Origin of the sequence: Sphingobacterium sp. WM, from assembly GCF_029542465.1 — a bacterium.
GTDB lineage: Bacteria > Bacteroidota > Bacteroidia > Sphingobacteriales > Sphingobacteriaceae > Sphingobacterium > Sphingobacterium cellulitidis.
Window position 1 is genome coordinate 2,564,671 of sequence record NZ_CP120709.1, and the last position, 11,911, is coordinate 2,576,581.

Annotated in this window: 11 protein-coding genes; 5 read left to right on the plus strand and 6 right to left on the minus strand. The window is 37.1% G+C overall.

The genetic code is table 11. From position 1 onward, the window contains the following. Window positions 1-2: 2 nt before the first annotated feature. Both prpC and PZ892_RS10960 read left to right on the plus strand, forming a co-directional pair. Window positions 3-1,154 (plus strand): 2-methylcitrate synthase, encoded by a 1,152-nt coding sequence (gene prpC, locus PZ892_RS10955; protein ID WP_277711199.1) that lies wholly within the window; start codon window positions 3-5, stop codon window positions 1,152-1,154. A 38-nt stretch (window positions 1,155-1,192) separates the two neighbouring features. After that, window positions 1,193-2,641 (plus strand): bifunctional 2-methylcitrate dehydratase/aconitate hydratase, encoded by a 1,449-nt coding sequence (locus PZ892_RS10960; RefSeq protein ID WP_277711202.1) that lies wholly within the window; start codon window positions 1,193-1,195, stop codon window positions 2,639-2,641. A gap of 55 nt (window positions 2,642-2,696) precedes the next feature. On the opposite strand, the gene PZ892_RS10965 is transcribed toward PZ892_RS10960, so the two are convergent. The 3 genes from PZ892_RS10965 to PZ892_RS10975 all read right to left on the minus strand — a co-directional run bounded on the left by PZ892_RS10965 (window position 2,697) and on the right by PZ892_RS10975 (window position 6,650). Further along, complete coding sequence (locus PZ892_RS10965; RefSeq protein ID WP_277711204.1) at window positions 2,697-4,796, minus strand: 3-hydroxyacyl-CoA dehydrogenase NAD-binding domain-containing protein; 2,100 nt, start codon at window positions 4,794-4,796, stop codon at window positions 2,697-2,699. Window positions 4,797-4,821: 25 nt separating this feature from the next. Continuing rightward, entirely contained in the window at window positions 4,822-5,985 is a 1,164-nt protein-coding gene (locus tag PZ892_RS10970) for an acyl-CoA dehydrogenase family protein (RefSeq protein WP_094282191.1), read from the minus strand. A gap of 239 nt (window positions 5,986-6,224) precedes the next feature. Beyond that, entirely contained in the window at window positions 6,225-6,650 is a 426-nt protein-coding gene (locus PZ892_RS10975; protein ID WP_094282192.1) for a hypothetical protein, read from the minus strand. A 685-nt stretch (window positions 6,651-7,335) separates the two neighbouring features. Between PZ892_RS10975 and PZ892_RS10980 the strand changes: the two genes are divergently transcribed. Then, complete coding sequence (locus PZ892_RS10980) at window positions 7,336-8,088, plus strand: class I SAM-dependent methyltransferase (RefSeq protein ID WP_094282610.1); 753 nt, start codon at window positions 7,336-7,338, stop codon at window positions 8,086-8,088. 211 nt (window positions 8,089-8,299) lie between these two features. Here PZ892_RS10980 and PZ892_RS10985 read toward each other — a convergent pair whose 3' ends face one another. Together PZ892_RS10985 and PZ892_RS10990 are read right to left on the minus strand one after the other, a co-directional pair. Beyond that, window positions 8,300-8,830: a GNAT family N-acetyltransferase gene (locus PZ892_RS10985; RefSeq protein ID WP_277711209.1), complete on the minus strand. Its 531-nt coding sequence runs from the start codon at window positions 8,828-8,830 to the stop codon at window positions 8,300-8,302. A 392-nt stretch (window positions 8,831-9,222) separates the two neighbouring features. Next, window positions 9,223-9,486 carry a hypothetical protein gene (locus tag PZ892_RS10990; RefSeq protein WP_094258796.1) on the minus strand — a complete coding sequence of 88 codons (264 nt, stop codon included), beginning with the start codon at window positions 9,484-9,486 and terminating at the stop codon, window positions 9,223-9,225. Between the two features lie 265 nt (window positions 9,487-9,751). Between PZ892_RS10990 and PZ892_RS10995 the strand changes: the two genes are divergently transcribed. Next, window positions 9,752-10,378, plus strand: coding sequence for a metalloregulator ArsR/SmtB family transcription factor (locus tag PZ892_RS10995; RefSeq protein ID WP_277711212.1), 627 nt, complete (start codon window positions 9,752-9,754; stop codon window positions 10,376-10,378). 4 nt (window positions 10,379-10,382) lie between these two features. On the opposite strand, the gene PZ892_RS11000 is transcribed toward PZ892_RS10995, so the two are convergent. Further along, window positions 10,383-10,718: a phosphoribosylpyrophosphate synthetase gene (locus PZ892_RS11000; RefSeq protein WP_277711214.1), complete on the minus strand. Its 336-nt coding sequence runs from the start codon at window positions 10,716-10,718 to the stop codon at window positions 10,383-10,385. 123 nt (window positions 10,719-10,841) lie between these two features. Here PZ892_RS11000 and PZ892_RS11005 point away from each other — a divergent pair, with 123 nt between their 5' ends. Beyond that, a complete protein-coding gene (locus tag PZ892_RS11005; RefSeq protein ID WP_094258799.1) occupies window positions 10,842-11,909 on the plus strand; it encodes an endonuclease/exonuclease/phosphatase family protein in 1,068 nt (355 codons plus the stop codon). Window positions 11,910-11,911 lie beyond the last annotated feature (2 nt).

Sequence of the window (11,911 nt, forward strand, 5' to 3'; positions counted from 1 at the left end):
TTATGAAAGAAACTAATGAATCCGGTTTTAAACCAAAAAAAAGCGTAGCCCTTTCCGGTGTGCCTGCAGGAAATACAAGCCTATGTACAGTCGGAAAAAGTGGCAATGACCTTCATTATAGAGGCTATGATATCTTGGACCTTGCTGAAAAAGCATCCTTTGAAGAGGTAGCTTATCTCCTCATCCATGAACATTTGCCAACGAAAACTGAATTAAATACCTATCAGCAAAAACTGATAAGAGATAGAGGACTCCCTGATACCCTTAGGGACGTACTCAAATTAATCCCCGAATTCGCCCATCCAATGGATCTGCTGAGAACTTCAGTCTCCGTATTTGGAAACCTTGAACCCGAACCCCTATCGCATGAAGTCCAAACGACTAGAAACATCATCGATAGACTTATGGCAAGCATGGGTTCAGCATTGCTATTCTGGTACCATTACAGCCATAACCAAAAGGAAATACAGGTTGAAACGGATGACCTGACCTTAGGTGGACATTTCTTACACCTCCTTCATGGTAAAAAACCAAATGATTCCTGGGTAAATGCCATGCAGGTATCCCTAAATCTATATGCTGAACATGAATTCAACGCCTCGACATTTACAGCTAGAGTAATTGCCGGGACTGGTTCTGATATTTACTCATGTATATCTGGTGCCATCGGTGCCTTGAGAGGTCCCAAACATGGTGGAGCCAATGAAGTGGCTTATGAAATTCAAGAACGATATGCCAATGCTGACGAAGCCGAAGCAGATATCAAAAAAAGACTTGCCAACAAAGAAGTAATCATTGGATTTGGCCACCCAGTATACACTATTGCTGACCCTAGAAATCAGGTGATTAAGAAAATCGCCAAAAAATTATCCGAAGAAAGTGGCGACATGAGACTCTTTGATATCGCTGAAAGAATTGAAACGGTCATGTGGGATGAAAAACGAATGTTCCCTAACTTAGATTGGTTCTCGGCGGTAGCTTATCATATCATGGGAATTCCTACGGATATGTTTACCCCATTATTTGTCATGTCTCGAATTTCTGGATGGGGTGCCCATGTAATAGAACAAAGACAAGATGGCAAAATTATTCGACCTAGTGCTAATTATACCGGACCTGAAAATCGTGATTTTATCCCCTTGGAGGACCGTTAATAAAAATTAATAACAATAAAAACAATATAAAATTTAGTATGTCTTCACATATTTCAAACAATAGACCAAATCCAGATCAGGTATTAGTTGATATCGCTGACTATATCCTTGATTATAAAATTAATAGCGATTTAGCACTAAAAACAGCTCACTATTGCTTCCTTGATACCTTAGGTTGTGGTTTTGAAGCCTTAACTTACCCTGCATGCACTAAATTATTGGGACCAATTGTACCTGGCACTTATGTGCCTAATGGCGCCAAAGTCCCTGGAACTTCCTTCCAACTAGATCCTATTCAAGCTGCATTTAATATCGGCGCGATGGTGAGATGGTTGGATTTTAATGATACTTGGTTAGCTGCCGAATGGGGACACCCTTCGGATAATTTAGGTGCAATCCTCGCAGTGGCTGACTGGATCTCCAGAAATAGAATTGCTGAAGGCAAAAAACCTCTTCTCATGATCGATGTCCTTGAATCAATGGTTATGGCGCATGAAGTTCAAGGTGTACTCGCATTAGAAAATTCATTCAACAAAGTTGGATTGGACCATGTCATTCTGGTGAAAGTAGCTTCAACAGCAGTGGTGTCTAAACTATTGGGTCTATCTAAAGAAGAACTAATAAATGCCCTATCCCTCGCATTCGTCGATGGCCAATCCCTAAGAACCTATAGACACGCTCCGAATACCGGAAGTCGCAAATCATGGGCTGCTGGTGATGCAACCTCCAGAGCTGTAAGATTAGCATTAATTGCCCAAAAAGGTGAAATGGGATACCCTTCAGTATTAACAGCTCCAGTTTGGGGCTTCTACGATGTTTCCTTTAAAGGACAACCCTTCAAGTTTCAACGACCTTATGGATCCTATGTCATGGAAAATGTATTATTCAAAATCTCTTTCCCAGCCGAATTCCACTCGCAAACCGCAGTAGAAGCCGCAATGACGCTTTATCAACAACTTAAGGACCTAGGAAAATCATCAGACGATATTAAAAGCATTAAAATTAGGACCCACGAAGCTGCAATCCGAATCATCGATAAAAAAGGACCATTACATAACCCTGCCGATAGAGACCATGCCATCCAATACATGGTGGCTGTACCTCTGATTTTCGGAGGATTAACCGCCGCCGACTATGAAAATAATGTGGCTGCTGACCCTAGAATCGATGAACTCAGAGAAAAAATTACTTGCTTCGAAGATCCTCAATTCACAACAGATTATCACGATCCTGAAAAAAGATCAATCGCAAATGCCTTGACACTCGAACTTAACGATGGTACCATATTGCAAGAAGTTATTGTCGAATATCCTATCGGACACAAAAGACGTAGAGAAGAAGGAATCCCTAAATTAATTGAAAAATATAAAATTAATTTAGCCCGTGTTTTTGCAGAAAAACAACAAAACACAATTTTAGAAAGCACCCTGGAATATGACAAAATTATCAATATACCAGTCAATGAATTAGTTGACCAAATGGTATAATATAAAGCAAAAAAAGAAGGTGTAAATTTATTTTTTACACCTTCTTTTTTTGCTTTTAATCTTCTATCCAATTGGAATGAAATCCTGAATAAAAGGAAAAATTATCTTCTTTTAATTTTATTAAGGAATCTGGAATCTCCCATTCATCTCCATATTGCGCAAAACTCTCACAACTCTTCACAAATTCATCTATTCCAATCATATCAATATAGCTGAAAACTCCTCCTGTTTGAACTGGATATCCAAGCCCCATGACAGAACCTAAATCCCCATCCAAACTATAATTTAAAATACCTTCCTCCAAACAACGGTAACTATCCAAGGCCAAAACACAAAGCAAACGATCCTGAATATCCTTATCCGAAATCTGTGAATCTAAATCCTTTAATTCTGGATCCACGTAAAATTTCTTTGGTTTGTTGTCAGGATAATCATAAAATCCACGACTTGATCTTCGACCAGTTCGACCCTTCTTGATCATCCGCTGCAAATAATTATATACGCGCTTTTGACTATAACTCATATCGGGAAGCTGCTCATAAACATGAACCATTAAAGGCAAGGAAATCTCATCCAAGACCGCCAATGGACCAACTGCAAAACCAGCTCGCTTCGCCCCTTCTTCGATCCGCTCCATCGCAACACCCTCCAACAACATCGTAATTCCTTCCAATAGGTAATAAAAGAAAATCCTGGACGTGAAAAATGCTGGTCCATCATTTACTACAATCGGAATTTTTTTCAATTTCCCAACAAAATCCAATGCTTTCTCCAAGGTTTCCTCTGAAGTATCCTTCCCTCGGATAACCTCGACCAAAGCCATGCGATCTACTGGTGAAAAGAAATGTAAACCAATAAATCTGGAGGTATCATCAAAACTCTTCGCTAATTTTCCTATGGGCAAGGAAGTTGTATTGGATGCAAAAACTCCACTCTGTTGTAAATAAACCTTACTATCCTCAATGACTTCAGCTTTAAGTTTTTTATCTTCAAAAACTGCCTCAATAATAATTTCTGAGCCATCCAAATCCTCAACTTGATCCGTTGGAAGTATACGCTCCAAAATAATGGGCTTTTCTTCAGGCTTCATCTTATTTAGCTCAATCAATTTATTACATACTTTTTCAGAATAGGAACGTCCTCTTTCGGCATTCTGTAAATCAACATCCTTCAATACCACATCGATGCCGGCCTTTGCTACTTCATAAGCAATGCCTGAACCCATCATCCCCGCGCCGATAACCCCAACCTTGCGAATCTCGTCCAACTCTATCCCTTTGGTTAAATCAATCGCTTCTTCAACCGCATAAAAGAAGGTCCTAACGCGTGCTAATGTTTCCTTCGCCGTCAGTAAACCAAAATAAGCCAAATGCTCTCGATTGATAAACTCCTTATAATTTAATCCAACAGAATTTTGAATCAAACTCAATAGAACTTCAGTAAATAATAAAGGCTTATTCGACCTCGAATTTAATTTATCTATTGAAGTCTTTAAAGCTCCTGAATCAATGGACCACTTAAACTTATAATTTGCATGCTTTTCAACATCTTCTTGCAACCATGATTGCACCTGCTCCCAGGAACTTATCCTATCATCAATTAATCCTTTTTCTAATGCCTCTTCCGGTTTGACTAGTCGGCCCGAATGTAGAATATCAAAAACCAATTCTGCATCCAACATCCCCATCATTTTAGTAAAACTGCCATTCCCTGTAAGCATTCCATAATTTCCTTCTGGAAAGCCCAACTTCGCCTTGCTACCAATTCCTACCCGGCGATCAAACAACAATAGAAATGCCGCCGCTAAACCTGTACATGCTTTGTCAAATAAAACAACTGTAGACTTTTCAATTTCGGAAAGCTCAATAATCAATTCATCAATATGATCCAGCTTCCTTAAAAAACCTTCCTTTCCAGCAGCTTCCATCAACCCCTCATAATCATCACTCTTGAACTTCCCTTCCAAAATCAATTGCAAACCTGTACAGTCCTTCTTCTTAAGGACAGAAAGCAAAAGCTCTATGCAGAACTTATATTCGTCTAATGAGAGATCATGCGGTTTCGACCGAACATTTATCCATCTTAATTGATAAATCCCCTCAGTATTCTTACTCACACTGATCTGCTCTTTAATTCTCTCCTTAATTTTGCTCATTATCAACTATTTTATCTTCCTAAAATTATTTTCTCTCATAATCTACACCATCAATATATATCTTCGATAATATTTCAAGCATGATTTCCGATGTGCCAGCGATTATCGTACCGACCCTCGCATCCCGATATAACCTCGAAATCCGATAGTCCTCCGTAAATCCATATCCCCCAAACAACTGCAAACACTCCCCTATAACCCTGACTGCCAACTCGCCACATTGTAATTTAGCAATACTGCATTCTTTTACAGCATACCTTTTCTGATTCTGCAACTCGCAACAGTAATAGAGAAAGCTTTTTAATACCGTTATATCTGCAAACATCTGCGCAACCCTATGACGAATAACTTGAAAATCTTTCAATTGTTTGTTAAATGCAGTTCTTTCCTTTAAATAATCCAAGGTATAATTCACCGCAGATTCGGTACTCGCTAAACTATGAATTGCAGCTGTTAACCGCTCCAGTTGCAATCCCCCCATCAAATATTTAAACCCTTGGTTTAACTCCCCAATGAGGTTTTCCTTCGGAACTTTTACTTGATCAAAACCTAATTCCGCCGTGTCTGATGCCAACCAACCCATCTTTTGGATTTTTGTCGCCGTAACACCCACAGAATCCCGATCAATAATCAGTAAACTTATCCCCGAAGAACCTGCATTAGATTTTGTCTTTACAGCTGTAATAATAAAATCTGCATAATAGCCATTGGTAATAAAGGTCTTGGATCCATTGACTACATAATGATCGCCCGCATCCACTGCTGTGGTCTTGAGATTCTGAACATCTGAACCTGCCCCAGGTTCTGTTATGGCAATCGCACTGACCCAGTCCCCAGAAATAACCTTCGACAAATATTTGGACTTCAAATTTTCATCCGCATATTTCCAAATATAGGTCGCTGACATATACTCAATCACCAATGCCGAAATCGTAAATCCTCCCGAATAACAATGAGACAACTCCTCACAAAATATTAACGAATAGTAAAAATCCAGATCTAATCCGCCATACTCCTCCGGAAAAATAAGACCTAAATAACCCATTTCACCCATCTTCTTCCAGATGGACTTATCAATGGACCCTTGCTTCTCCCAATCATCAACATATGGAAGAATCTCCTTCTTAATAAACGAACGTAGACTATCCCTGAATGCTTCATGCTCAGGGCTAAACGGTGTAATTAGCATATAAGTTTATTTGGTTCAAAATGCTCGATAGAATCCAGAACGAATTTCCTTGCCGGCTCATAAATTTAGAAAAAATTGGCCACTTAGCCAATATAAAAGATACTAAAACATGACATCTAGCCATCAAGGTTTATTAACATTTAATCAAGTCTATATCGATATAAAAAACAATTAAAAAACCTTAAACCCTTGAATAAATCGATGCCAACCCTAATGGCCGATGTCAATAGTTTTAAATTTTATCCGAAATAATTTGCAGATACATCTTTGATCTTCTCATCAAATATTTCCTCCGGACAATGAATCAATTGTCGTAAAGCAAATAACTGATAAAAACTAGGCTCATCAAGAATGTTTAGAAACAGAAAGATCTCCTTGAGAATTAATCTCTCATTGTCATCAGAGCGTGAAGATAAAACCTCTAATAAAGTCAACTTAATCTCATTTAAGGTCAACTTGTAATGGGTTAATCCACCACCTAAACTCCAAAATCCTTGATCAATAATGTCCTTGTACTTGATTCGCTCAAACAAATCAACAAGTTGTTGTTGTTGCTCAGAACTTAAATTTTCAAGATTTTTCGCCGTCGTAAAACAGTTCGCCGCGATATCCTGCATCCTCTTCTCAAGATCTTGAGTCTTCAGAGTATTGTTCGGTATTTCCATATTTAAATAATTATATTTTTTTATCCTTTCTCCCCCCAATTCCATGTTCATCCTCGCTTGATCCAATATCCTGAATACCCCCCAACTCAAACCGCGTTGAAAAGCCCATAGACTCTTGAAAACAAGCAATAAATATTAATTATTACCCAAAGAAATTACCGATACAAAAATAACTATATTTAAATTAATTTAATATAAAAACATATTTTTTATCAATTTTTTAATAAATATGAAATCTTTTAATTATTGTTTTACAATAAAACTCAAATAACCCTACCCATAAATCATCCTAATTATCAACCTTTTAAAATTCATTAACAACAGGAGATAGCCTAATTTTAAATTTTTTAATAATTAAAATTTAAACAATACAAAGCCATAATGAATAAAATTTTTACAGAACATTATTAAGTAATTGTTAATTCCTTAAAAAGAACAGGCCATCACGAAAACGTGATGGCCGCCCAATATGATTTTCTTAGGTAGTTAAAATGCGATCCTCAAAATTTTTTTTAATAGAATTGAATACCTAAGTTAACCATTATTGATAATTCGAAATTAAACCTCTCCGGCTATTCCGCTATTTTGTCAGAATTTTCCTACAAAAAATATATATCCAGGAAAGCTTTTTGCTCATCAATTATTTGTAAATTTAAGAGACAAATAGATGTAAAAATAAGGTAATATGGCAACTTTTAGCGACAACTTCTCTAAACAAGCATCTATTTATGCTCAGTTTAGACCTTCATACCCTCACGAATTGTATGATTATCTTAGCGGCTTAACTCCTGCTCATCAATTGGCCTGGGATTGCGGAACCGGAAATGGTCAATCCGCCATCCATCTAGCTGATTTCTTCGACAAAGTCTATGCATCTGACCCTAGCGAAGCGCAAATAAAAAACGCCTTCAATCACGATAAGGTATCTTATAACGTAGAAAAAGCCGAAGAACCAAGTCTCCCCGATCAATCCGTCGATATCATTACCGTGGCTCAAGCCATACATTGGTTCGATATCGATAAATTCTACATCGCAGCAAAAAGAGTCCTAAAAAAAGATGGAATCATTGCTGTATGGGCTTATGCTGTCCCTCAAGTCGATAAAAACATAGACCCAATCACCCAAAATTTCCATGATAAAATCGTCGGCCCTTACTGGCCCTCTGAAATAAAACTCCTACAATTAGGTTATACCACCATCCCTTTCCCTTTCCGCGAAATTGAACCGCCGGAATTCTATATCCGTAAAAAATATAAGCTGCAAGACTTCCTGGGACATCTCCTCAGTTGGTCCGCAACCCAAAGATATATTCAAAAAGAAGAAAAAAACCCACTGGCAAAATTGAAAGACGAACTAGCACCCTTCTGGAAAGATGAAAATGAAGCTAAACCTGTTACTTGGAAAATAATCATGAGAGTAGGTAAACTTCCTAGTTGATTTTGAAAAGAAGAAAAATCCGAAAAAAGAATCCATGACTCATTCCAAAAGAATTCATGGATTTTTTTATTCTATCCAAAACATATAAGCGATAATGCTGTTTATTTTTTGGGTTTGGTGACAAAAAAAGAGTTTTCCAAAAAAAAGAGGTTCCCAGGAACCTCTTAATTATTTTATAGAAATTAAAACACTAAATGAATCAGTCTTTCATCTACTCCTCTAACTTCTTTTCGAATGCCTTTCGAGCACTTCCTCGAAAATAAACATCTCCACAATAAACATATCCTAACTTTTCTAATATTCGAAGCATACCTGTATTATCATAATTCGTGTCCACTTTCAAACTTAGAAATCCTTGTTTTAAACTTTCTGCCTCAGCTTGCTCCAACATCCAGGTGGCCTGCCCCTTGACATAATGCTCTTGACTAACGGCAATCCGATGAACTACCGAAAAAGGACGATTCGTCAACCATTGTTCTGCAATCGCCTCGTATGCCGGCTCACCATCAAAGATTAAAGCCAAATAAACCGTCAATAAACCAGATGGATGAATACTCACATAGCCATACCCACGCTCAATATCTTGTTTCACAACCTCTAAATTCGGATACCCATCCTGCCATTGATTACTCCCCTCTTCTTTTCGCTTATCTATCGCTTCCTGCATGATATCCCAAATTCTTTCCGCCTCTTGTTTCTCTGCCTTACGGAATATAAATCCTGAAAATTGTTCTTCTAACATATCCAAAAATAATCTTTTTATCCAATTGAATCGGTCCTTACTCTTATATCATAACAAAAAAATTCCCCAAAGGGCTTTGGGGAATTTACAGAAACGGGTGTTGATAACCCTTATGAACCAATTTAATTAATGATGATCTTATTATTTGTTTTATTTATTTCGTTGATGTTTAAAAGTAAGGGGTTATAATTAGATTAGGCCCATCCTAATTTTAACTATAACCCTTCACCAAGGTTGAGTTTAGGTTTTATTTTTAAAGCAGTACCAATGCCCTATTCCAAATCTAATAAGAATCATTTGCCAATCCATCCTGTACCATCCTGTAAAAAATCAAAAAATATTAAAGGGGTTGACTAATTAGTCAACCCCTCGGCAAATAGAAATGAAAAATATTAAGCAATCTTGACCTTAGGGTCAAGCGTCTTATACTGCTCAGCGCGTAAAAAAGCTACACGAAAACCATAACTCAATAAAGTATTCTGAATCTCATTCTCCAATCGACCAGGGGAATGTACATTGATTAAATATTGCTTATCATCCATATCAATCGAGATTGGACCCAATTGAGGAAAGGCATGACCTAATTTCTCAAATATTTGTTGCCGCTGTAATAATACTTTTAAAGGGGCTCTAAAGGATAATATGTAGTTCTCCATGTTAAGGTTAATTTTAATTGAAAAATATCTCTGTAAATCTGCTCTTGATTACTCTAACAAATTTAAAAATTCAATTCAATAAAACAAGTTGTTACTTGTTTTATTAAACTAACAAAACAGCCTTTCCTAAGCCCAAAAAACGCGGTAATACTGCAATAAACACAAATATCATCCTTATTATAGATTTTTCCTATGGAGATTAGAAAATATTGATTGATCTTTTTTACTTATATTTGCTATAATAAAACAAGCAAAAACTTGCCTAATGAAAAAAAACAATGCTGATAAAATCTTGAACTTAATCAAAATGCGTGGAGAAATTGATGCATCCTGCATTGCTGAAGAATTAGGAATAACAAAAGAAGGCGCAAGACAACAATTATTAAAACTTTCCGATGAAGGATTAATCCAATCCGTATGTAAAAAATCTGGGGTCGGAAGACCTTTTACTTATTATTCTCTAAGTGAAACTGGACTCGAAAAATTCCCAGATAACCATTCGGAAATTACCGTCCAATTACTTAAATCCATTAAATCATTACTGGGTGAAAATGCCCTAGAATTACTCATCTCGGACAGGGAGAAAAATGCATATCTCAAATATGAAGAACATTTAAAAAGTTCAAAAACTTTAACAGAGAAACTTAATAAACTTGTTCAAGTTAGATCCGATGAAGGTTATATGGCAGAAATGAAAAAAGATGGGCAGACCTATTATTTCATAGAAAACCACTGCCCCATCTGCGCCGCCGCAACTGAGTGTCAACAATTTTGTCGGGCAGAATTGAAAAATTTCAGAGCATTATTAGGCAATGAATTAGAAGTAACCCGAATAAAACATATTCTGGCTAATGAAAACCGCTGTGTCTACAAAATTGAAAAAAAGAAATAGACTTTTATTGATTTCTACTTCTACGGTTTAATTCCTCAACCAACCTCGATGACCGAAAACTAAAGTCAGCCCCAAAACTATTGATCACCAAACCCTTAACCAAATTGTCCTTCGAGGAAATCGCAAATAAAATGCTTTCATCCCCCGGATCCGTCATCCCCTCAAATCTGTAAATCTCATCTATAACAAACTCCTCCGGAGACAACTCCATAGACCGACCAACACAAAATAAACATTCCCCATCCTCCTGAATCAAAAAATCCTCACTGTAGCCCATTCTCTGTAGATCATTCACGGCCTCACTCAACGTATCATATGCCTTTCTTTTCCTTGGTTCCATAATATTTGATTTGATATTCCTTAATCGATTATTATTTGAAGAAAATTTAAGCATTTATTAATAAATAATAGACATATTAAAGTCAATTCAAAACAAAAGACCACCCTACCTTATTATTAAATAATGGAAATTACGTTAATTATTTTTGGGTGCTTATTAATCATCTTTACAGCATTACCTTTGATCCGCAAAGACCATTGGACTTTCCGGGTCTTTGAATACCCACGAATTCAAAAACTTGCCCTTTCTACCCTCTGGGTTATTCTCTACGCCATTCACGCTGACTTCGAAAATAAAACCCTGTTGATCCTGCTCGTTCTAATAATCGGTATTATTGCTTATCTGCTCAAACAAATCTTACCATTTACTCCATTAGGTAAAAAACAGGTTTACAAAGCCGAAAATATCGACGATAAAAACAACCTTAAAATCATGATATCCAATGTCTATGAAGATAATGACAATTATAAAGGCTGCTTAAGTGTTATTCATTTAAACGATCCTGACCTAGTCTTACTTCTGGAAACGAGCCATGAATGGGACCGCCAAACCCAATCCCTGGAAGTGGACTATAAATATCATGTTAAAGTGCCAATCGACAATACTTATGGGATGTTGCTGTATTCTAAATACAAAATCCTGAATCCTCAGGTTAAGTATTTAGTCGAGGATGAAATTCCAAGTATTCATTGCCAGCTAGAACTTCCTTCTGGGCAAAAGGTTCAGGTTTATGCGGTACACCCAACTCCTCCCGTGCCCAATGAAAATCCACGCTCTACTGAACGCGATAAAGAATTATTGATCGTTGCTGAAAAAGCTAAGGATTGTGAATTGCCAGTTGTGGTGATTGGTGACCTGAATGATGTCGCCTGGAGTTATACGACCGAATTGTTCTTAAAGATGAGTACACTTTTAGACCCGAGAAGAGGTCGCGGATTTTATAACACTTTCCATGCGAAACAACCTCTCCTACAATTCCCATTGGATCATGCCTTTATTTCTGCTGATTTTAAACTTCGAGATTTACGAAAATTAGACAACTATAATTCGGATCACTTTCCTATATTCGTGCATATTCAGTTTGAAGAACAAGCTGAAGATCAACAAGAGGACAACCAATTAGAAGCTGATCAGCAAGACAAGAAAGAGGCCGCAGAAAAAAGAAACGCTGACACTTCTGAAAATCCCTAAAT

Bases quoted from the DNA above. Each gene is read 5' to 3' on its own strand.
- prpC (WP_277711199.1), top strand. From the start codon at position 3: ATGAAAGAAACTAATGAATCCGGTTTTAAACCAAAAAAAAGCGTAGCC.
- PZ892_RS10960 (WP_277711202.1), top strand. From the start codon at position 1,193: ATGTCTTCACATATTTCAAACAATAGACCAAATCCAGATCAGGTATTA.
- PZ892_RS10965 (WP_277711204.1), bottom strand. From the start codon at position 4,796: ATGAGCAAAATTAAGGAGAGAATTAAAGAGCAGATCAGTGTGAGTAAG.
- PZ892_RS10970 (WP_094282191.1), bottom strand. From the start codon at position 5,985: ATGCTAATTACACCGTTTAGCCCTGAGCATGAAGCATTCAGGGATAGT.
- PZ892_RS10975 (WP_094282192.1), bottom strand. From the start codon at position 6,650: ATGGAAATACCGAACAATACTCTGAAGACTCAAGATCTTGAGAAGAGG.
- PZ892_RS10980 (WP_094282610.1), top strand. From the start codon at position 7,336: ATGGCAACTTTTAGCGACAACTTCTCTAAACAAGCATCTATTTATGCT.
- PZ892_RS10985 (WP_277711209.1), bottom strand. From the start codon at position 8,830: ATGTTAGAAGAACAATTTTCAGGATTTATATTCCGTAAGGCAGAGAAA.
- PZ892_RS10990 (WP_094258796.1), bottom strand. From the start codon at position 9,486: ATGGAGAACTACATATTATCCTTTAGAGCCCCTTTAAAAGTATTATTA.
- PZ892_RS10995 (WP_277711212.1), top strand. From the start codon at position 9,752: ATGAAAAAAAACAATGCTGATAAAATCTTGAACTTAATCAAAATGCGT.
- PZ892_RS11000 (WP_277711214.1), bottom strand. From the start codon at position 10,718: ATGGAACCAAGGAAAAGAAAGGCATATGATACGTTGAGTGAGGCCGTG.
- PZ892_RS11005 (WP_094258799.1), top strand. From the start codon at position 10,842: ATGGAAATTACGTTAATTATTTTTGGGTGCTTATTAATCATCTTTACA.